Annotated in this window: 7 protein-coding genes; all 7 read right to left on the bottom strand. The window is 72.9% G+C overall.

From position 1 onward, the window contains the following. Positions 1 to 14 precede the first annotated feature (14 nt). Genes ABD208_RS00640 through ABD208_RS00610 form a run of 7 tightly spaced genes read right to left on the bottom strand, consistent with a single transcriptional unit; the run spans position 15 to position 22,815 of the window. Entirely contained in the window at positions 15 to 1,394 is a 1,380-nt protein-coding gene (locus ABD208_RS00640; RefSeq protein WP_344098732.1) for an MFS transporter, read from the bottom strand. Further along, positions 1,391 to 2,143, bottom strand: coding sequence for a thioesterase II family protein (locus tag ABD208_RS00635; RefSeq protein ID WP_344098731.1), 753 nt, complete (start codon positions 2,141 to 2,143; stop codon positions 1,391 to 1,393). Before ABD208_RS00635 ends, ABD208_RS00640 begins: the two co-directional genes overlap by 4 nt. After that, positions 2,140 to 3,183 carry a hypothetical protein gene (locus ABD208_RS00630; RefSeq protein ID WP_344098730.1) on the bottom strand — a complete coding sequence of 348 codons (1,044 nt, stop codon included), beginning with the start codon at positions 3,181 to 3,183 and terminating at the stop codon, positions 2,140 to 2,142. Before ABD208_RS00630 ends, ABD208_RS00635 begins: the two co-directional genes overlap by 4 nt. Before the next feature lie 28 nt (positions 3,184 to 3,211). After that, positions 3,212 to 4,558 carry an aspartate aminotransferase family protein gene (locus ABD208_RS00625; RefSeq protein WP_344098729.1) on the bottom strand — a complete coding sequence of 449 codons (1,347 nt, stop codon included), beginning with the start codon at positions 4,556 to 4,558 and terminating at the stop codon, positions 3,212 to 3,214. Beyond that, the gene (locus tag ABD208_RS00620; RefSeq protein WP_344098728.1) at positions 4,558 to 4,797 is read right to left on the bottom strand and encodes an acyl carrier protein; all 240 of its coding nucleotides are present in this window, start codon (positions 4,795 to 4,797) and stop codon (positions 4,558 to 4,560) included. Before ABD208_RS00620 ends, ABD208_RS00625 begins: the two co-directional genes overlap by 1 nt. A 13-nt stretch (positions 4,798 to 4,810) precedes the next feature. Continuing rightward, entirely contained in the window at positions 4,811 to 6,508 is a 1,698-nt protein-coding gene (locus tag ABD208_RS00615; RefSeq protein ID WP_344098727.1) for a polyketide synthase, read from the bottom strand. Beyond that, positions 6,505 to 22,815, bottom strand: a complete 16,311-nt coding sequence (locus tag ABD208_RS00610; RefSeq protein WP_344098726.1) for a non-ribosomal peptide synthetase/type I polyketide synthase — start codon at positions 22,813 to 22,815, stop codon at positions 6,505 to 6,507. Before ABD208_RS00610 ends, ABD208_RS00615 begins: the two co-directional genes overlap by 4 nt. Between the last annotated feature and the right edge of the window lie 16 nt (positions 22,816 to 22,831).

The following is a 22,831-nucleotide window of genomic DNA, read 5'->3' as shown; positions in this document are numbered from 1 at the left end:
CCGGGTCGAAGTGTTCATTTCTTGTTCGCCTCGGCGGCGGCCTGCCGGGCGTACTCCTGCTCGATCGTCCTGATGCTCCTCGCCCGGTAGACCACCACGGCGATGGCCACGAGCATCAGGCCCACGAGGATGAACATCAGGCCAATTCCTCGCGAGGCGCCCACGCCGACCCATTGCCCGGCGGTTTCCGCCAGGGCGCCGTCGGCGGTGAGCAGGGGGTTGAAGACGTGGTCGGCCAGCAGCCCCGAGATCCCGTACGCGACGATGTAGCCGAGCTGCGAGAGCAGGCCCATCAGGCCGAAGACCCGGCCCTGCGTCTCGTTCGGGATGGCCGCGCGGACCAGCACCTCGACGCTCGTGTTCAGCACCGGCAGGGTGGCGAAGAACAGGAACGTGAAGACGCCGATCGCCCAGACGTTCGGCGTCGTCCCCATCGCCAGGACCGCGACGCCCCCGCCGGCCAGCCCCGCGGCCAGGTAGGCGCGGTGCCGGGTGCCCAGGCCGGCGGCGCTGATCACGATGCTCGCCACGAGCATGCCGACCGCCGCCACGGACCGGATGGTGCCGAGCGTCTCCTCGTCCGACAGGTCGAGCACCATCGGGGTCTGCAGGGTCACCAGGAAGCCCATGCAGAACGTGACCAGCGTGATCAGGAGCATCATCACGGTCACGGCCCGGTTGCGGGCCATGAACGTGACCCCGAACCGGAACTCCGACCAGAACGAGCCGGTCGCGCCCTCCTGCGCCGAGCCGCCCCGCGTCGTGCCACGGATGGTGCGCCACACGAGCAGCATGCAGCCGACGGTCACGGCCATCGTCGCGACGTCGATCATGACGACGACGCCGATGTCCCAGGCCGCCATCAGCACGCCCGCGACCGCGGGCGAGATCAGGTACTGCGCCGCCCCCGCGAGCTGCACCAGGCCGCCGGCCCTCGCGTACTGCTCGGGCGTGAGCAGGTCGCCGATCGTGGCCCGGTAGGCCGGGTCCATCACGGAGGTGAACACGGAGCTCAGCCCCACGCAGAGGCAGATGACGGGCACGCTCGCGACGTCGGTCGACAGCGCGACGAGCAGCAGGACGAGGCCCACCGCCGAGAACGTGTCGCCGAGGATCATCAGCAGCCGCCGGTCGAACCGGTCCGCAAGCACTCCCGCGAACGGGGTGAGCAGCACGCCCGGCAGGAAGGCCGCCATGGTCACGGCGGCCACGGACGAGGTGGTCCCCGTCTCCTGGTAGACGTGCACGCCCAGCCCGAACGCGGTCAGCCCGTTGCCCAGCCGCGCGACGAGCTGCGAGGCCCAGATGATCAGGAAGGCCCGGTAGTTGCGGCGCTGTTCCCTGGGGTCGCCGGCGGCGACGTCTTCGGTCAGCACGTTCTCGGCGGTGCTCACAACGCCCCCGCCGTAACGCGGTTCAGGTCGTCCAGGACGGGCACGACCCGCTCCGGCTCGTCCAGGACGAACATGTGCTCGGCCCGGTCCAGGTGGTGGTACCGGAGCGGCCGGACGAGGTACTCCTGCCAGACCTGCGGCGTGCCCGCGGGCGTCTGCGTGTCCCGCTCACCCAGGATGAGGTGGGCGGAGACGTCGAGCCGCGTCACGGGCCGGCGCCGGATCTCCTCCAGCACCTCGTAGTCCGCACGGAAGGCGGGCAGGAACAGCTCCATGATCGACCGGTCCCGCAGCACCTCCTCGGGGAACGTGCCGAAGGACCGCAGGTGCGCCATCAGCTCCGGCTCCGGCAGCCCGGCGAGACCCACCACCGGCAGCTCCCGCGGCCCGGCCGAGGCCGACAGCACGAGGTCCGCCGGCCGCCGCCCGTCGAACTCCGGGCGTCCGGTCATCGCCAGCAGCGTGTGGTAGCCGACGACGGCGCCCATGCTGTGCCCGAAGAACACCGCCCCGGGACGCAGCACGTCCCGCAGCTCCCGGAGGTAGAGGTCGACCAGCTCGTCGAGCCGGGTCACCGCGGGCAGGACGGACGTCCCGTGCCCGGGAGGGTTCACCGTCCACACGTCCCAGTCGCCGTCGAGCCGGCCGATCAGGCGGTTGAACGACGCCCCGAACCCGCCGAGGAACGGGAACATGACGATCTGCCGCCCGGCCGACTCCCGCAGGTGCCAGAGGACGTCGGAGCTCATGCCGTCCCCGCCTCGGCGGCCGCGGGCGTCCCGGACACCGCCGCCGTCTCCTTGCTCCGGTCGCCCTGGCCCGGGAAGGGAGCGCCCTGACGCGTCGTGTACTCGTTCTCGAGGTACTCCGGGAACGTGTGCAGCTCGTCGGCCAGCTTGCCGCCGCCCCGGGCCTTGAGCACGAGGTAGAGCACCACCGTGAGCGCGGCCCACAGGACGATCTGGATGTACTGCGTGTCGAGCTTGAACTCGTACAGCCCCAGGTGGCTGCCGGACGCGGAGACCCAAAACGGGATGATGAAGAACCAGGTGTTGCCCTTGGTCACGGGCAGCAGGAGGTTCATGGAGATGCCCAGGACGGAGAGCTGCACCGCGTACAGCGGCCACGCCACCGCCTGCTCGGGCCCGGACAGCAGCATCCCCGGCGCCACGAAGACCGCGATGCCCAGCCCGGTGAGCGCGCCGCCCCAGATGCGGCTGCCGGTCGCCCGGTTCATCAGCGGCAGGAAGATCCCGAAGAAGCCGGCGCCGATCGCCAGCATGCCGATCTCCATCACGATGAGCGACAGGAACTTCAGGAGCCCGTCGACGGGCCCCAGCGGCTCCGCCGGCACCTCGATGCCGAAGAGGATGCAGAGGTAGCGGATGACCCAGATGTACGCGGCCATGATCGCCACGAGCACCGGGATCCAGACGAGGTCCTTCCTGCGCGGGACCAGGGAGCGGCCGAAGTTCGCGACGCCGCGCCATCCGTCGTACGACAGCAGGACGACCAGGGCGGCGATCGCCGGCGTGTTCAGCACGAAGATGATGAACGGGTTCGCCATGGACATCTCACCGATGATCCCCGCCATGTACTCGTAGTCCGGGGCGTAGAACCCGATGAGGATCCACAGGGGCAGGATCGCCCACAGCATCACGGTCCAGGCGTGCTTGCGGTAGCCGCGCAGGCCGAGGCGGGCGGGCTTGCCGCCCTCGGGCGCGGGGGTCGTCACTTCGGGCGTCGTCGATCCGGACGCTGAGTTCTCGGAGACGGTGGTGTCGGACACGGTCTTTCCTTCCGGTTTCACGAGGAGGTCACGAGTAGATGTCGTCGATCTGCTGCTTGGCCTCGGCGAGGGCCCTCGGCGCCCGCTCGGCGAAGAACTCGACGTCGTCGTCGGTCAGCTGGGCGTTGGCGTAGATGCGCGACATCGTCGAGATGAGCACGCCGTGCCGCTGGAGCGCGGCGGTCAGCAGGATGTCCTTGCCCATCAGGTCGAAGTCGTACTGGTCGGGGGTGTCGAGCGGCGTCTCGCGGCAGTGGAACGAGGCGAGCCCGGCAGGGCCCTGCACGATCAGCGGCAGGCCGATGCGCGCGGCCTCGGCGAGCAGCACGTCGTGCACTGCCTCGACGCGACGCCGCATGGCCACCAGCGCCGCCTCGTCGTCGCGGCCGAGGATCCGGAAGGTCGCCCGGACACCGGCCGAACCCAGCGAGTACCCGTTGAACGTGCCCGCGTGGACGACCCGCTTGCTCTCCAGCAGCTGCATGATCTCGGCCTTGCCCGCGAGCGCGGCGATCGGCATGCCGCCGCCGGCCAGGGCCTTGCCGAAGGTGGCCAGGTCCGGGGTGACGCCGAACGTCTTCTGGGCGCCGCCGAGGCCCATCCGGACGCCCGTGATCATCTCGTCGAAGATCAGGACGACGCCGTACCGCGTGCACAGCTCGCGGACCTTCTCCAGGTACCCGGGCGCGGGCTCGACGGAGCCGCCGTTCACGCACACCGGCTCCAGCAGCACGCAGGCGATCTCGTCGCCGCGCTCGGCCAGCAGGGTCTCCAGCGCCGCGGCGTCGCTCCACGGCAGCATGTACGACTGCTCGGCCATGATGCCGGCGGCCCGGCCCGCGGTGCCCTTGTAGTCGCCGCGGTAGTCGACGGGCACGGGGTTGGCGCGGTCGGGCACGCGCCCGCCCATGATGTTGTCGTAGCTGCCGTGGAAGTGGTTCTCGAACCGCACGAACTTGTTGCGGCCCGTGTAACCGCGCGCCAGGCGGATCGCGATCTGCAGGATCTCCGAGCCCGACGTGCCGAACCGGACCATCTCCGCGCACGGGATGTGCTGGTTCATCAGCTCGAGCGCGTCCGCGTCGAAGTCCGTGTGGCTGACGCACAGCACGTCCCGCATCGCGTCCGACAGCGCGTCGAGGTACTCCTCGTTGGAGTGCCCGAGGATCATCGCGCCGAACCGCGCGTACAGGTCGAGGTACTCGTTGCCGTCGACGTCGAACAGCCGGCTGCCCCGGCCGCCGCTGAAGTGGATCGGCACCTCGGCCCAGGGCATGTTGAAGTTGTAGTTCACGCCGCCCGGCAGGATCTTCCTGACCCGCTCGTGGTAGGCCAGGTTCGCGGTCGTCGCCAGGGGTTCGGTGGTAGCCGTCATCAGGCGGACTCCTCCGCGAGGTACTCGCTGATGTCGTCGACCGTCTTGAACTCGAAGAGCGCGACCGGGTTGATGTCCATGTCGAGCTCCTTGCGGAGCCGGTTCACGATCTTCAGCGCCTGCACCGAGGACACGCCGAGCTTCATGAAGCTCGCGTCCTCCTCGATCTCGCCCGGTGCGATGGACAGTTCCGTGGCGATCTCCTTGACGAGAACGGCCCTGATTTCTTCTTTTTCCATGATGTTTTTCCTCTCAGAACTCGAGCCAGTACGGCGCGCGGGTGAACGGGTAGGGGGCGAGGGCGACGAGCGTGCCGGTGGCGTCCGGGAAGAAGCGCGCCCAGTCGATCGCGCGGCCGTTCACGAACCCGTCGGCGGCCGCCTCGTACGACGCCGGCGGCTCGCCCTTCGGGCGCCGGTCGGGCTTGGCCACGTGGTTGACCACGGCCTCGGCGAGCGCCCCGGTCGCGGGGTCGAACCGCGCGGTCGCCCGCCAGTCGTGGGCGGGGCGGAAGCGGGCCAGCGTCATCGCGAGGTCGTAGGTGTCGACGCCGTCGGCCAGCAGGCCCTCGACCTCCTTGAGCAGCGCCCGCAGCGCCTCCTCGGACTTCGCCGACAGGCAGATCAGCGGCGCGGTGAGCTCGCCGCGGCGGCGCCCGGCGTCGTCGTCCCGGAGCTCCTCGACGACGACGTGCACGTTCGTGCCGCCGAGCGCGAGTGAGGTGATGGCGCCCGCGCGCCGGCCGCCGGCCGGCCGCGCCCAGTCCCGCGGCTCGGTGACGACGTCGAACGGCGTCCGCTCCAGCTGCAGCAGCGGGTTCACCGTGCCGAGGTGCAGGTTCGGCGCCATCCGCCCGTGCTTCAGGCTGAGCAGCAGCTTCGCGAGCCCGGCGCCGCCCGCGGCGCTGAGCAGGTGGCCGATGTTGCTCTTCACCGAGCCCAGGCCGACGCGGTGGTCGCCGAGATCCTCCTTCCGGTAGATCTTGGCGAGCGCGTTCACCTCGATCGGGTCGCCGATCTTCGTGCCGGTGCCGTGCGTCTCGATGTAGCCGATGGACGCGGGGTCGACGGCGCCCGCGTAGGCGTCGCGGACGACGTCCGCCTGGCCGCGCGGGTTCGGCGCCATGATGTTGAGCGACGAGCCGTCGTTGTTGACCGCGTGCGCCGCGATGCGGCCGTAGATCCGCCGGTTCTTCGCGAGCGCGACGTCCTCCCGCTCCAGGACGACGACGACCGCGCCCTCCCCGAGCAGCGTGCCGTCGGCGTCCTCGTCGAACACGCGGGTGCGCGGGTGCGACGTCGTGATGCCGCCCGCGTTGGCCAGGAACGACGTGTAGGCGGCGCTCATCAGGTTGACCCCGCCGACGACGGCGCCCTCGCACCCGTTGTTCCGGATGTCGTCGATCCCCCGGGTGAGGGCCACGAGGAACGACGAGCAGGCGGTGTCGATCGCGGTGACCGGCCCGGTGAGGTCGTACTGGTGCGAGATCCGCGCGGCCAGGGCCTGGTGGTACGAGCCCATGATGGTGCGCGGGTGCAGCCCGGCCGCGCCGTGCTTGTCCATGTACCGGCACAGCAGCCCGTAGTACGGGTTGCAGGTCATGGCCATGTGCACGGCGTAGCGGCGGGCCGCGGCCCCGGACTCGGCGAGCCCGGCGTCGCACGCCGCGTCGTACGCGACCTCCATGCCGACGCGGTGCTGCGGGTCCATGAACCGCGCCTCGTCCGCCTCGATCTTGAAGAAGCCGGCGTCGAACATCTCGATGCCGTCGACCTCGCCGATGATGTCGTCCCAGCCCGGCGCGCCCGCGAGGGCACGCCGGTGCTCGCTGACCGGGGCGGTGCGGTCGACGCCGTTGATCAGCAGGTCCCAGAACTCCTCCTGGCTCGCCGCGCCGGGCAGGCGCAGGGCCAGGCCGGTGATGACGACGGGCGCCGGGCCGGAGGTCATACGAGGACCTCGTCCTTGGTGGCCGCGGCGTCCGTGCCCGCGTGCAGCGCCGGGTCGTCGATCCACTCGAGGTGCAGCGCGTCGTCGTCGTACCAGACGCTGACGTGGGTGCGGGCGACGGTGGGCGCGTCGTCGGCGGCCTCGAGGATCTCGTGCGGCGGGATGTGGCCCTGGAAGTTCACCAGGATGAAGTCGAGCTTGCGCTCGTCGTTCCAGTAGGCCGCGCGCACGTCGTTGAGGGTGCCGAGGTCGCGCTGGTCCGCGAGGGCGTGCACGAAGTGCAGGCCGATGTCGCCGACCCGGGTGAGCCGCTCGGACAGCTTGGCCTGGTCGTTCTCGCCGGTGAGGACCACCGGGATGATGTCGAGGAACTCGCCGAAGCAGTTGGCCCAGTCGTGGCCGACGAACCGGCGCACGCTGTGCACCCAGCCGATCGCGACCTCGGGAGAGCCGCTGAGCTCCGCCAGCTTCTCATGGACCTTGCGCAGGCCCAGGTCCAGCGGGTTCGCGTCCCCGGTGAGGGGGTAGTGCTCGATCTGGATGCGGCCGCGCGGGCTGTCGATCGCGGTCGGGATGGCCTGCGCGCGGTTCGCGGCGGACCAGGCGGTGTAGTCGAAGCCGTCCGACTCCGCCGAGTTCCTGGCGTCGTCGCCGGCGCCGATCCGGGTCGGGTCCGCGAGCGACTCGAGGAACGCGCCGAACTGCTGCGGCTCGGGGAGTTCCTCGCCCCGCAGGACGCGGGTGATCTCGTCCTTCAGGATCCCGGCGCTGAAGCCGTCGAACACGGCGTGGTGCAGGGCCCAGACCGCCTGCAGCTCGTCGTCGGACACGCGCATGATGACCACCCGCCACATCAGGCCCTCGCCGAAGGCCTCCTTCTGCAGGCCGTAGGCGAGCTCCTCCATGACGTCGCCGATCTGCCCGCGGTCGATCCGGCGGGCGTCCAGCACCGGGATCAGGTCGGCGAGCTGCTCGAACGGCTCGTGGTCCATGATCTGGAAGCGCTCGCCGACGAGCCGTGAGCGGAGGGCGTCGTGGCGAGTCGTGGCCCTCACGATCGCGTCCGCCAGGTCCTCCGGGGCGTGGCCCGTGATCACGTGGAGGAAGCCGCCGGCCTCGACGTCGCTGTCCTGGTGCAGGCGGCCGAAGGCGCCGATCGTGTAGCCGTCCTGCGCGGGCTCGTCCGCGAAGGACCGGGTGAGGCGGACGGCGTCGTTCACCGACCACGAGACGGTCCGCTTGAGCTGCGCGTCGCTCAGGGTCTTGCGCGACGTGTCGCGGGTGGGGGCGGCCGGGGCCGGCGCGGCCGCGGCGGCGGCGGCCTCGGGCAGGACCGCCGCGATGAGCGCGTCCGCCGACGGGTGCCGGTAGAGGTCCGTGACCTCGACCTTCACGCCCTCCTGCCGCAGCCGCCGCACGAGGGTGATCGCCTGGAGGGACTGCCCGCCGGAGGCGAAGAAGTCGTCGCCCGCGCCGAGGCCGGGCAGGCCGAGCGCCTCGCGGAACATGGTCAGCACGTCGGCGGCCGTGATGGTCGGGGCGGTGGGGGTGGTCACTGCTGCCTCCTGAGGCTGTGGCTGCTGGGTCTGGAGCTCGGCCGCCCGGGCGGCGAGCGCGCGGCGGTCGATCTTGCCGTGGGCGGTGAGGGGGAACTCGGGCACCGCGACCAGGCGGTTCGGCACCATGTAGTGCGGGAGCTTGGCCAGGAGGTACTCCCGGGCCTCGGCCTCTGACGGCGCGGCGCCGCCGCCGGCGACCCCGGTGTAGAAGCCGGTCAGGCGGCTGTCGGTGCCCTCCTTCTGGTGCAGCACGACGGCCTCGGCGATGTCGGGGTGCTCCTGCGTGGCCACCTCGATCTCGGCCAGCTCGATCCGGTAGCCGGCGTGCTTGATCTGGCGGTCGATGCGGTCGAGGTAGACGATGCGGCCGGCGTCGTCCAGCACCACGCGGTCCCCCGTGCGGTAGACGCGGCCGCGGTCCCCGGCCAGGTGCTCGACGAACTTCTCGGCGGTGAGCTCCGGCCGCTGGTGGTAGCCGAGCGCGACGCTCGGGCCGCCCACACACAGCTCGCCGGTCACGCCGCGCGGCACGTCCGTGCCGTCGGGGTGCACGATGTAGAGGTCGCGGTTCCGGCAGGGGACGCCGATCGGCATCCGGTCGAAGTCCGGGAACTCGTCCACGCGGAAGTACGTGGTGCAGACCGACGCCTCGGTGGGCCCGTACAGGTTGTAGAGCTTGCCCGCGCCCAGCACCTCGAACGCCTTGCGCGCGGCCCAGGGCTGCATCGCCTCGCCGCCGACGTACAGCGCCGACATGTTCGCGACCGCCTCCGGGCGCTCCGCCATGAGCAGGTGGAACACCGCGGTGATGAGGATGCCGGCATCCGCCTTCTCCTCGGTGAGGAAGTCCGCGAGCAGGTTCATGTCCATGTTCTGCTCGCGGCCGCCCATGATCAGGGTGGCGCCCGCGAGGAACGCGCTGTGGATGTCGAGCAGCGACGGGTCGAACGTGTAGCCCGTCAGGTGCAGCACCCGCATCCCGGGCCGGTAGTCCATGTACCCGTTGTCCGCGCAGGTGCTGAGCACGCCGCCGTGGCTGACGAGCGTGCCCTTGGGCCGTCCCGTCGTGCCCGAGGTGTAGATCATGATCAGCGGGCTGTCCTCGGTGATGCCCGACGGCGCCGCGTACGCGCCGGTCAGATCCTCCGGACGGTGCGCGACGACGCCGTCCGCCCACGTCCGGGCCTCCGGTGCGCTGGCGAGGACGACGCCGGCGCCGCTGTCGCCGAGGATCCCGGCGACCCGCTCGTCCGGCAGGCCGGCGTCGAGCGGGACCTCGATCGCGCCGCACTTCATCAGGGCGATCCGGGAGAACACCTGCCACGGCCCGCGGTCCAGGAGGCACAGCACGAAGTCACCGGCGGCGACCCCGGCGGCCTGGAGGCCGCCCGCCAGGGCGTCGGTCACCTGGTCGAGCTCCGCGTAGCTCCACTCCTGGCCGGCCCAGCGCAGGGCGGGCAGCTCCGCGTGCTCCGCGAACGAGGCCGTGATCCGGGCCAGCAGGGACTCCGTGATCGCGGGGCCCTCGGCCGTCAGCTCCGTGCGGCGGCGTGCGTGCTCCTCCGGGGACTCCAGGGAGAGGTCCGCGACCCGGCGCCCGGCGTCCTGCGTCATGGCGAGCAGGAACTGGTCGAGCTGGCCGCCGAGGCGCGCCATCGTGCTGTCGTCGAACATCTCGGTGCGGTACTCGAGGTCGATCGCGAAGTCGTCGGACGCGACCCGCTCGGCGATGCTGAACGAGAGCGCGTAGCGGCTCTTGATGCGCCCGTGCGGCAGCGGCTCGATCGTCAGCCCGTCGAGCTCCAGCTCCTCGGTGCCGGTGCTGACGTAGCTGAACATGACGTCGAACAGCGGGTTGGCGTCGGCGCCGGCCTGGATGCCGAGCCGGGCCAGGACCGCCTCGAACGGCGCGTTCTGGTGGCCGAGCACCGCGACCGTGCTCTGGCGGGCCGAGCCGACGTAGTCGCGGACCGTGCGCCCGGCGTCGTCGGACAGGCGCAGCGGGAGGGCACCGACGAACATGCCCACGGTGTGCTCGCTGCCGGGGACGTGCCGGCCGGTGACGGCCGTACCGAGCAGGAACTCCTTCTGGCCGCTGTACAGGCCGAGCACCCGGGTGATCGCGGCGAGGACCACCATGTACGGCGTCGCGCCGCACTCCCGTGCCAGGTCGGCGACCGCCTGCCGGCTCGCCGCGGAGACGAAGCTGTGGCGCCGGCCGTCCAGGGTGGCGTTCTCGGGCGGGGTGCGGTCGGCCGGGATCTCGAGCCGCGGGAGGTCGTCGCCCAGCTGGTTCGCGAAGAACTCGACGTCGGCGTCCGTCCGGCCGTCCGCCTTGAGGCGGTCCAGCGCGGCGACGTAGTCGGTGTAGCGCAGGGGCGGCCCGGCCAGCGCCTCGCCGCGCAGGGCGCGCACGAGGTCGTCGGTGACGATCTCCAGGGAGGCCTGGTCGCCGACGATGTGGTGCATGTCGAGCAGCAGGTAGTGCAGCTCCGGGTCCACCGTCAGGACCTCGATCCGCACCAGGGGCGCCGTGGCGAGATCGAAGGGGCGCGGGCCGGCCGCGAGGCGGGCCTCGACGTCGGCGGCGGTCGCGGTGGTGGCGGTCACGACGTCGGGCACCTCGGGGACCACGCGCTGCACCAGAGTGCCGTCGCCGGCCAGGTGGAACGACGTGCGCAGCTGCTCGTGGCGGGCCACGACCCGCCCGAACGCGTCGCGGAGGGCGGCGACGTCGAGGGGGCCCGTCACCTGGTAGGCGAGGCCGAGGTTGTACGCGGTGTCGTCGTCCCGCAGCGCGCACGCGGCGTAGATCTGCCGCTGCGCGGCGCCTGCGGGCGACTCGTACTCCCGCGGGGCCTCCTGGGGCTCGGCGAGGTCATCCTGCTGCACGTTCTCCTCCTGCTGAGGGTGTTGCTGCTGAGGGGTCTGCGGGGCCTTCGCGTCCAGCACCTTGCGGATCCCGGCGTAGCTCGCGTCCGTGAACATCTCGCCGACCGTGATGGCGATGCCCGCGTGCTTCTCGATCAGGGCGGTGAAGTGCACCGCCGTCAGGGAGTCGCCGCCGGAGCGGAGGAAGTCGGCGTCGTCGGAGGGCTCGGAGCCGAGCACGTCGATCCAGGCGGCGCGCAGCGCCGTCTCGGGGTCGTCCTGGACGACGACGTCCTCGGCCGGGACGGTGTCCGCGGCCTCCGGGGCCGGCCGCGCCGCGCCCGTGCCGAGCTCGTCCCAGCGGATGTCCGAGACGAACGCCGTCGGCTCGAAGGCGTAGCCGGGCAGCGGGACGCGGCGTCCCGGGGCGGTGAACTTCTCGCGGTCGACGACGCCGCCGCGCACCCAGCGGGAGGCGAGCAGCCGCGCGAGGACCTGCGCGGTGACCGGGGCGCCGGCCGCGACGAGCGTGACCTCCGGCCCGCCGGTGCCTGGCGTGGCCTCCGGGGCCGTCCCCGCGCGCAGGTGGCGCACCGCGTCGCTCACGCCGAGCTCGGCGCTCTCCACGGCCAGGGCGATGCGCAGCAGCCGGTCCTGCCCGGCGGCGGCGTGCAGGGACTCCGGCCCGGCGCACCGGGCGAGGGCGGCCCGCACGACGAACTGGGCGAGGCGCTCGATCGCCACGTCCGCGGGGGACGTCCCGTACAGCGCCTCGCGCACCTGCGCCTGCAGGCCGTCCTCGAAGACCCGCAGCGTGCGGTCCAGCGCCCGGCCGAACGCGGCCTCCGCGGGCAGGGGCACGGCGGACGGCGCGGCCAGGCTCAGCCGCACGCCGTCGGAGGCGTCGACGGCCTGCACCGGTGAGCCCGGCTCGATCCACTCCAGGGGCTGCCCGGGGGTGCTGACCGCGGCGGCCCGGGAGTCGAACTCGGCGCGCCCGGCCGCCAGCGTGGCCGACGCGTCCCGGCGGGATACCCCGCCCGCGACCGCCTGCTCCAGCTCCGCCTGCATCCGCCGGCGCGCCCCGTCCGTCCGCGCGCTGACGGGCAGGATCCACTCGCCGTCGTCGGCGGCGGGCCCGTCCGCAGGCCGGGGCGCGGGCTCCAGGATGACGTGCGCGTTGGTGCCGCCGATGCCGAAGGACGAGACCGCCGCCAGCGGGATGCCGCCCACCGGGGTCGTGACCCGGGTGGGGACGTAGATCGCGGCGTCGTCGTCGATGTGGCCGTTCAGGGCCGTGAAGTTGGCCATGGGCGGGACGGCGCCGCGCGCCAGCACGCCGACCGCGCCGAAGAACCCGGCGACGCCGGCCGCCGCGTCGAGGTGGCCGACGTTCGCCTTGGCCGCGCCGAGCGCGACCGGCCGCCCCGTGCCGTACACCGACGCGAGGGCGGCGTACTCGATGGGGTCGCCGTTGACGGTGCCGGTGCCGTGGGTCTCGACGTAGGCGACGTCGGCCGGGTCGGCGGCGGCGTCGGCGAGCGCCGCGCGGATCACGGCCTCCTGGCCGCGCACGCTGGGGGCGGTGTAGCCGACCTTGTCGTGGCCGTCGTTGTTCACGGCGCTGCCGGCGATGACGGCGTAGACGTGGTCGCCGTCGGCGAGCGCCGCCTCGAGCGGCTTGAGCAGGACGACGCCGCAGCCCTGGCCGGCCACGGTGCCGTCCGCGTCACGGGAGAAGGGCCGGCAGACGCCGTCGGCCGAGAAGATCATGCCCTCGTGCCACTCGTAGCCCTCCTTGCGCGGGAAGTTGAGGGCGACGCCGCCGGCCAGCGCCATGTCGGCCTCGCCGTCGCGGAGGCTGCGGACGGCCTGGTGGATCGCGACGAGCGAGGTGGAGCAGGCCGTCTGCACGCTGACGGCGGGGCCGGTGAGGCCGAGCTTGTAGGCGACCTTCGTGGTGAGGAAGTCCTTCTCGTTCGTGATCATGGCCTCGAACGCGGCCATGGGGTCGTCCTTGCGGGCGAGGAACCCGGCCATCCAGGGGAAGTTCGTGCCGCTGCCCGCGAAGAGCGCGATGTCGCCGTCGAAGTCGCCGGGCACGTAGCCGCCGTCCTCCAGCGCGTGCCAGGCGGTCTCGTGCAGCAGCCGGATCTGGGGGTCCATGGTCTCGGCCTCGCGGGCCGAGTAGCCGAAGAACTCCGCGTCGAACGTGCCGGCGGCGACGTGGCCGCGGGCCGGGACGTAGCGCGGGTCGTCGATGGTGGCCGCGTCGAAGCCCGCGGCCAGCAGCTCGTCGCGGCTGAAGCGGGAGATGCTGGTGACGCCGGCGAAGAGGTTGTCCCAGTGCCCCGCGACCGTGTCGGCGCCGGGCAGGACGCCGGCCAGGCCGATGACCGCGATCTTGCGGGAGGAGGTGTCCCGGGCGGGCGCGGCCGGCTCCTGCCAGGCGGCGACGTCCGCGATGTCGGTCAGGCTGATCGTGCCGGTCTCGCCCGCGGGCTCCGCACCCCGCGGCCCGGCGGCCGGTGCCGCTCCGCCCAGCGAGTCCGCGAGGCCGCGGGGGGTCGGGTGCTCGAAGAGGCGCACGAGCGGGATGTCCTGGCCCAGTTCCTCGCCGAGGCGGTTGTTGACCAGCATGAGCTTGTAGGAGTTCCCGCCGGCGTCGAAGAAGTTGTCCGACTCCCGCACGCCGCGCCCGAGCACCTCCTCCCAGACCCCGAGGATGACCCCGAGCGCGTCCGGCGGCACAGGTTCGGCGTGGTTCATGGCAGCGTCACTCCCGGTGGTGGCGGCCAGCGCCGCGCGGTCGACCTTCGTGTTGGGCAGCTTCGGCATCTCCGCGACGCGGCGCAGGCGCGCCGGCCGCATGTACGCCGGCAGGGCCGCGTCGATCTCGGCGAGGATCGCGGCCTGCCTGTCGGCCGCGCCGTCGGACGTGTAGTGCAGCACCAGGTCGCCGTCGGACACCGTGACGACGGCGTAGGTCACGCCGTCCGCGCGCATCGCGGTCTTCTCGATCTCGCCGAGCTCGATGCGGTTGCCGTTGACCTTGACCTGGTGGTCGAGGCGGCCGGACAGCACGATGTCGCCGTCGGGCCGCCGGTAGCCGGCGTCGCCGGTGCGGTAGATCCGGACGCCGGGCAGCGCGCGCAGCGTGGTGAACGCGGCGGCGGTCTTCTCCGGGTCGTTGATGTAGCCGATCGCGAGGCCCTCGCCGGCGATGCAGAGCTCGCCGGGTGCGCCGTCGGGCAGGAGCTCGCCGTCGTCCCCGACGACGAGCACCGCCGCGCCGGACACGGCGCCGCCGATGGTCACGTCGTCGCCGGGCGCGAACTCCTTGACGGTCGCCGTCACCGTGGTCTCGGTGGGCCCGTACATGTTGAAGATCCGCGCGCCGCTCTCCTCCTGGAGCAGGGCCAGCAGGTTCTCGGCGAAGTGCTCGCCGCCGCAGACCACCACGCGCAGCGCGGGCAGCTGGGCGCGGAACCGGCGGTTGCCGCACAGCGCCGCCATCTTGGAGACGGCCACCTGGATGTGGGTGACCCCGTGCTCCTCGATCCGCCGGGCGATGGCGGCGGCGTCCTTCTGGTCGCCGGCCGGGCACATGTGCACGGCGGCGCCTGAGGCCAGCGGCAGCAGGCTCTCGAACGTGAAGATGTCGAAGGTCGGGTCGGCCAGGCTGACGATGACGTCGCCGGGCGCGAAGATCCCGCGCTCGTCGTGGTCGCGCCACAGGTTGGTCACGCCACGGTGCCGCACCGAGATGCCCTTGGGGCGGCCGGTGGAGCCGGAGGTGTAGACGGCGTAGACCGGCGCGTCGGGGCCGACGGCGGGCAGGGCCGGGGCGGGGGCGGTCCGGGCCGTGCAGGCGGTGATGTCGAGGACCGTCGTCAGGGACGACGACGCCGCCACCGAGGACAGGCCCGGCTCGGCGAAGGCGAACCGCGGGGCGGCGTCCGCAAGGATCCGCTCCTGGCGGGCCTGCGGCTGCTCCGGGTCGACCGGGAGGTAGGCGCCGCCCGCCTTGAGGATCGCGAGCTGCGCGATCAGGAGGTTCACGTCGCGGCGGGTGAACAGGGCGACGTGCTCGCCGGGCTTCAGCCCGGCCTCGATCAGGCGGGCCGCCTGGGCGTTCGCCATGCCGTCGAGCTGGGCGAAGGTGTACCGGTCGCCGTTGGCGTCGACGACGGCGGTCGCGTCCGGCTGCCCGGCTGCCCGCCGCGCGATCAGCTCGTGCACCGGGGTGAACGGGCGGGGCTCGATCCGGGCCCGGATCGCGTCGGTGCCGGCCTGCGGGGCGGCGGCGGGCAGCGGGATCCGGCCGATCGGGAGGCCGGCCTCGCGGCACACCGCGTCGAGGAGCTGCTCGAAGCTCGTGGCCAGGCGCTCGATCGTGGACCGGTCGAAGAGGTCCGTGGCGTAGTCGAGTTCGAGGGCCAGGCCGTCAGGGGTTTCCGTGCAGGTGATGACGAGGTCCATGCCGACGCCCGCCGGGCTCACCTCCAGCTCCCGGGCCGGGATGCCGTCGATCGAGATCTCGTGCAGCTCGATGTTGTGGTAGTCGAACGACACGTCGCACAGCGGGTGCCGGCCCGGGATCCGCTCCAGGGCGAGGCCGTCGACCAGCCGGTCGAACGGCACCTCCTGGTGCTTCAGCGCGTCGAGCACCGAGGCGCGCGCCGCGTCGAGGTACTCGCCGAACGGCATCTCCGCCGCGGGCCGCAGCCGGATCGGCATCATGTTCACGAACATGCCGACCATCTCCTGCGTCTCCGCGAGGGTCCGGCCGGTCACCGGCGCGCCGATCACCAGGTCCTCGCGGCCCCCGGTCCGCCCGAGCGTCGCGCCCCACGCGGACAGCACCACCATGAACGGGGTCGCGCCGTGGGCCTCGGCGAGCGTCCGGATGCTCCGCATCCGGGCCGGGTCCACGTGCAGCTTCACCCGCCCGGCGGCACCGTTCCGCGCGCCGCCGCGCGGCCGGTCCGTGACCAGCAGCGCGTCCGACGGCGCGTCGCGCAGCGCCTCCAGGAGGTGCGCCTCGGCGCCGGCCAGGGCGTCCGCCCGCGCGGCGTCGTCGTGCACGACGAAGTCCTTGTGGTGGACCCCGAGCGGCGGCAGGTCCCCGGCGTACAGTTCGCCGAGGTCACGGGCGATGATCTCGACGGCCACGCCGTCGGACACGATGTGGTGGATGTCGAACAGCAGGAGGCTGCCGCTGGGGCCGCCGTCGACGATCTCCATCCGGAACAGCGGGCCCGTGGCCAGGTCGAACGGGCGCACGAAGCGCTCCATCAGGCCGTCGAGCACGTCCTGCCCGACGCGGTCCGCGCGGGAGAACTCCACCGGGACCGGCCCGGCCTGGTCCGGCACCGCGATCGTCTGGCGGACCTCGCCGCCGCTCATCGCGAACGTCGTGCGCAGCGGCTCGTGCCGCGCGACCAGGCGCTGGACGGCGACCCGGAGCCGGTCCTCGTCGAGGGTGCCGTCGAGCCACGTGGCCGAGGCCATGTTGTAGACGAGCGTGGCCGGGTCGAGCCGCGTCGCGATGTACATGCGCGTCTGCGCGGGGCTGAGCGGGTAGCTGTCCTGCTCGGGCGCGGGCCGCATGCGGTGCGTGTCCGGCGACGGCGCGCCGTCGGCCCCCGCGTTCGCGAGGACCAGCGGGCCGAACCGGTCCGCGAGCGCCGCGGGCGACGGCGCGGTGAACACGTCGGCGACGGTCACGGTCACGCCGAGGCCGGCGGCGAGCTGGGCGGCGAGGCCGGTCGCCTTGAGGGAGTCGCCGCCGAGGGCGAAGAAGTCGGCGTCGGCGGCGACCTCGTCGTAGCCGAGGACCGCCAGGAACGCGTCCTGGATCGTGGCGTGGACGTCGATCGCGCCGCCCGCGGGCCGCACCGGGGCGGACGCCGCCGGTGCCGCGCTCGTGAGGGCGGGGGCGGGGCGGGCCGTCGCCCCGCGGCCCTGCGCGAGCCGCGCGGTGGTGTGCACCGAATGGGGCACACGGTCGAAGACGTAGGACGGCAGGGAGATGCGGCGGCCGGTGGTGTGGTGGCTCCAGTCCACGGCCAGTCCCGCGCTCCACAGCGTGCCGAGGGCGCCGAGCAGCCAGGCCTCGTCGGCGTCGGTCTCGGCGGCGTGCTTGAGCACGTTGACGAACACCTGGTCGTCGCGCTTGCCGGGGTCGTGCGCGGCGAAGGTGGCCAGGCTCGGGCCCGGGCCGAGCTCGACGCCGAACAGCGGGCCGTCGGCGAGCAGTGTCGCGAGGCTCTCGGTGAACCGCACCTCGCCGGCGATGTGGTCGCCCCAGTACGCCGGGTCGGTCATCTCGCCCGGCGCGGCGACGTGGCCGGTGCGGTTCGAGATGATCGGCAGGGCCGGGTCGCGGGTCTCGACGTCGGCGACCACGGCCTCGAACGCCCGGGCGGCGCCGGTCATCATCGGCGTGTGGAAGGCGTGCGACGTGGCCAGCGGGATGCCCCGGACGCCGGCGTCCTCGAGGAGGCGGACGACGTCGCCGGCCTGCTCCTCGCGCATGCCGAGCACGGAGCGCCGGGCGGAGTTGTCCAGCGACAGCCAGACGCCGTCGTGCCCCTCGATCAGGGCGCGGACCTGCGCGGCGGGCGCGAGGACGGCCATCATGACGCCGGGCTCGGCCGCCTGCATGAGCGTGCCGCGCGTGCGGACGAGGCGGACGGCGTCGGGCAGGTCCCAGACGCCGGCGAGCGTGGCGGCGGTGAGCTCGCCGATGCTGTGGCCGATCATGATGTCGGGGGCGACGCCGAACGCGTCGAGCACCTTCGCCATCGCGTACTGGCTCGCGAACAGGGCGAGCTGGGACCACTCGGTCCGGTTGATCCGGGCGTCCGGGGTGTCGCCGTACAGGACGTCGCGGAACTGGGCGGCCTCGTCGTCGGCCAGGTGGCCGATGATCTCGTCCATCCAGCTGCGGAACACCCGGCCGGACGGGGTGCCGGCCTGGTACAGCTCGCGGCCCATGGCGTGGTACTGGTTGCCCTGGCCGGAGAACAGCAGCGCGGTGCGGGCGCCCGTTGCGGTCGCACGGGTCACCGACGCGCGGGACGCGCGCTTGGCCCAGCGGTCGGCGTCGCGCGGCTCGGCCGCCGACACCACGATCGTCTTGCGGTGGGCGAGCCGGGCACGGCCCTCGCGCAGGGTGCGGGCCGTGTCGCTCAGGGACACCGACTCGTTGCCCGCGACGTGCCGCACCACGGCCTCCGCGGTGCGGTCCAGCGCCTCGGGGGTCGCCGCCGAGAACTGCAGCACCTCGTAGGCGTTGTCCTCGGTCACGCCGGGCCGGTCCGCCCCGGGCCGGGGCGCCTCTTCCACGATCATGTGCACGTTGGTCCCTCCGACGCCGAAGGAGTTGATGCCCGCGCGCAGCGGCCCGTCGGCACGCCAGTGCCGGCCGTCGCTCGTGACCCGGAACGGGGTGGGGGCGAAGTCGATGTTGGGGTTGGGCTCCGCGTAGTTGCGGGTGCCCGGGACGTACCGGTGCCGGAGCGCCAGGGCGACCTTGCTCAGGCCCACCGAGCCGGCGGCGGAGTCGGTGTGGCCGACGTTGCCCTTGACCGAGCCGAGCAGCACGCTGCCCGGGGCGGCGCCCGTGAACGTGCGGGTCAGCGAGGCGACCTCGATCGGGTCGCCGAGCAGGGTGCCCGTGCCGTGGGCCTCGACGTACGTGACCGTGGCCGGGTCGATGCCCGAGGACTCGTAGGCGGCCCGCGCCGTCTCGTACTGGCCGTCCTCGCTGGGGGCCGTGTAGGACAGCTTGCGGCGCCCGTCGTTCCCCACCGCGGAACCCTTGATGACGCCGTAGACCGGGTCGCCGTCGCGGACGGCGGCGTCGACCGGCTTGAGCAGGAGCAGGGCCGCGCCCTGGGAGAACATCGTGCCCGCGGCCGCGGCGTCGAAGGGGCGGCAGTGGCCGTCCGGGGAGAACATCATGCCGTCGGCCCAGTGGTAGCCCTCGTCGTTGGGCAGCTCGATGGTGACGCCGCCCGCCACGGCCATGTCGCACTCGCCGAGGCGGAGCGACTGGACGGCCAGGTGGACGGTCAGGAGGGACGTCGAGCAGCCGGTCAGGGCCGACATGGACGGGCCGGTGAGGTCGAAGTGGTACGACAGGCGGGTGCCGAGGAAGTGGTTCGTCGCCAGGGTGAAGTTCTCGTAGGCGTCGCCGTAGCGCTCGGCCTCGATGAGCTTCTCCTGGTACCAGGCGAAGTCGTCGTTGCCGCCGACGAAGACCCCCACCTTGCCGGGAAGGGCGGTCGGGTCGTAGCCGGCGTCCTCGCAGGCCTGCCAGAAGGTCTCGTAGAGCAGGCGGAGCTGGGGGGACGTGGCGTCGGCCTCGGCCGGCGGGATGGTGAACAGGGTGTGGTCGAAGCCGCCCACGCCTTCGAGGCGGCCGGCCGCCTTGACATAGCTGGGGGCCTGGATGTCCGACTCGGGGATACCGAGGGCGCGGAGCTCGTCGTCCTCGTAGAACTTGATGCCCTCCGCGCCGGTGCGGAGCAGGTGCCAGAAGTCGTGGACGTTCTGGGCGCCGGGGACCTGGGCGCCGATGCCGATGATGGCGATGTCGGCCGAGCCTGTCCGGCCGACGTCGAACGGCACGGCGTCCTGTCGTTCGGCGCGGGCGCCGACGACGTCGAACAGTTCCGCCTGGGACTCGACCGTGGTGTGCTTGAGGAGGTCGACCACCCGGACCTCCTGGCCGAACTCTTCCTTGAGTTCCAGCTGGAGGGTCATGAGGGACAGGGAGTTGCCGCCCTGCTGGAAGAAGGAGGCGGCCGGGTCGATGTCCGGGGTTTCCAGGACCGTGCGCCAGAGGGTGGTGACGCGGTCGGTCACCGTGGCGTTGTCGGTGTTCACGGCCGTGTCCGCCGGTGCCGCGGTCTCCGGCGGGGCGGGCGGGGGTGAGACCGCCGTGGGCTGGTCGCGCAGGGTGGACAGGTGGGACGTGAGGGCCCGGCGGTCGAGCTTGCCTGCCGTGCTGGTCGGGAGTTCGGCCATCGGGACCAGGACGGACGGGACCATCTGGGGTTCGAGGGTGCGGGCCAGCTCCGCTCGCACGACGTCAGGGGCCGGGCCCGTGGCGTCGCCGTCGGCCCGGGTGGTGAAGAAGGCGGCCAGGCGGGGCGGGGTGATCGTGTCGTCGACGATCGCGGCCGCCTCGACGACGCCGTCGACGCGGAGGATCGCCTGCTCGACGTCGCCCAGTTCCATGCGGACGCCGCCGACCTTGACCTGGCGGTCGATGCGGCGCATGAAGGCGAAGCGGCCGTCCTCGCGGAGATACCCGAGGTCGCCCGTGCGGTACAGGCGGCGCATGTGGGGCGGGTCGGTCTCCGGGTCGTAGAGGGGGTTGTCCACGAACTGGGTGGCGTTGAGCTCCGGGCGGTTGAGGTAGCCGACGGCCACGCCCGCGCCCGCGATGCACAGCTCGCCCGGGAGGTCGGTGCCGCAGAGGGTGCCCGCGGGGGTCAGGGCGTACAGGCGGTAGTCGTTCAGCGCCGTGCCGACCGGGACGTTCGTCGTGGCGTCCGCCGCCGTGACCGTGGTGTGGGTGGCCCACATCGTGGCCTCGGTGGGGCCGTAGACGTTCTCCAGGGTGGCGTCGAGGTCCAGGGCGACGTAGCGGTGCACGATGTCGGGGGTGAGGGCCTCGCCGCCGCTGAAGACGTACCTCAGGCCGGCGAGGTCCGCGCCGCCGTCGCGGGCGGCCGCGGCGCCCAGGAGGACGCGCAGCATGGTCGGCGTGAAGTTGACGTGCGTGACCGACCGGGTTCGGATGGTGTCCAGGACGGCCAGGACGTCGCCCTCGTGGCCGGGCGGGAGGATGTGCAGGCGGCCCGCACCGACGAGCCAGCCGTAGGCCTCCGTGCCGAAGATGTCGAACGTGAACGCCGTCTTGAGCAGGTAGACGTCGTCGGCCCCCAGCGGGAAGCGGCGCTCCAGGTCGAGGGCCGTGTTCTGGAGGTTCGCGTGGGTGATGACCACGCCCTTGGGGACGCCAGTGGAGCCCGAGGTGTACTCGACGTAGAGGACGTCGTCCGGCGTGACGTCGACGTCGGCCGGCTGCTCGCGGATCTCCGTGCGGTCGTCCGCGTGGAGCGCGGTCAGCTCGTCCCACGTGTCGAGGTCGAGGCGGGCCACACCGCCGGGGAACCCGGCCCCGGCGTCGGAGGTCGTCAGGACCGCGGTGATCTCGGCGTCCGCGAAGATCTGGGCGAGGCGCTCGGGCGGGGTGCCCGCGGAGAGCGGGACGTAGGCGCAGCCCGCGAGGCCCGTGCCGAAGACGGCGGCCAGGAGGTCCGCGCTGCGCGGCAGGAGGATCGCGACCCGGCGCCGGGCGCCGCCGGTCACCTCCAGGAGGCGGCGCTGGACGACGGTGGCGGCGTCGTGGGCCCAGGCGTTCGTGTAGGCGCGGGTGGCGTCCGACCAGGCGGGGGCCGCGGGGGCCGCCGCCGTCTTGGCGAGGAAGAGGTCGCCGAGGTGGGCCGGGGTCCAGTCGTGGTGGTGCGTGTCCGAGAGCCGGGCCAGCAGGGCGGCGTCGTCGTCCGGCGTCGACTCGCGCAGCGTCGCGACGGGCTCGTCCAGGGCTCCGGGGAGCTGCTTCAGGAGCGTGACGTAGCGGTCGGCGAAGGCCCGGGTCCTGGTCTCGGTGAGAACCGGCTCCTTGTACTGGAACAGCAGCTCGGTGGCGCCGTCGACCTGCTCCAGGATGACGGTGAGCGTGCCGGGGAAGTGGATCCGCGACGGCGGCACGGCGCCGTGCACGCCCGTGGGCCAGGAGAAGTCGTCGTGGATGAAGGTCACGTCGAAGACGCGGGCGAGGGCCGGGTGGTCGGCCAGCAGGCGCGTGACCGGGTGGTCGAAGTGCTTCCAGGTGGCCAGCACCTCCGTGCCGGCCTGGGCAAGCAGGTCCCGGACGGTCGGGGCCGCGGTGTCGAGGCGCACGGGGAGGGTCCGGATGAAGCAGCCGACGCTGCGCTCCATCTCCTCGCCCGGGCGGTCGGTGAAGGGCATGGCCACGGTGACGTCGTCGGCGTGCGCGTACCGCGCGAGCAGCAGGCCGAAGACCGCCAGGTAGACCGTGTACTCGGAGACCTCGGCGTCCCGGGCGCAGGCCTGCAGCGCGGCGGCCAGGTCCGCGTCGACCGGGACGCGCAGCTCGCGGCCGACGACCTCGGCGTCGCCTGTCGCGGCGGCTGCCGGGTCGAACCAGTGCGCCAGGTCCGGCGCCTCCTGGCGGGCGAGGCTGCGCTCCCAGAACTCGGCGTTGCGGGCGGCCTTGCGCTTGCCGGGGGCCTTGGTCTGCTTGACCTGGTAGGCGGTGAAGCCGGCGTCCTCGCCGGGTTCGCCGCCGTCGGCGCCCGTCCCGTCGCCGAGCGCGTGGCTCATGACCTGGTCGACCAGGTGGCTCACCGACAGGCCGTCCGCGATCAGGTGGTGGCAGACGAACAGGGCCTGGTCCTCGCCGTCGAGGCGGGCGTGCACCACGCGGAACAGCGGCGCGGTCTCCAGGTCGAAGGGGGCCGCGGTGGTCTCGGCGGCGATCGCATCGAAGGCCTCCTCGGCGTCCGCCCGGCCCCGCAGGTCGTGGGAGGCGAACGGCGTCGCGACGTCGTCAGCCGGGAGCACGGCGTACGAGACGCCGCCGCGCAGGTTCCGCACGGCGCTGCGCAGCGCCGGCTGCGCGGCGACGACGCGCCGGACGGCGGCGCCGAACCGCTCCGGCGAGACCTGCTCGATCCGCAGGCGCAGCGCGACGTGGTAGTCGGACACGTCCCGCAGCTGCGCATCGAAGTACATTCCGAGCTGCGACGACGACAGCGGAACGACGCTCATGTTCTCGTGCTCCCTG

Source organism: Myceligenerans crystallogenes (assembly GCF_039529775.1).
Lineage (GTDB): Bacteria > Actinomycetota > Actinomycetes > Actinomycetales > Cellulomonadaceae > Myceligenerans > Myceligenerans crystallogenes.
Note: the sequence above shows the minus strand (reverse complement) of the source record. Positions and strands in the feature narration are given on the sequence as shown.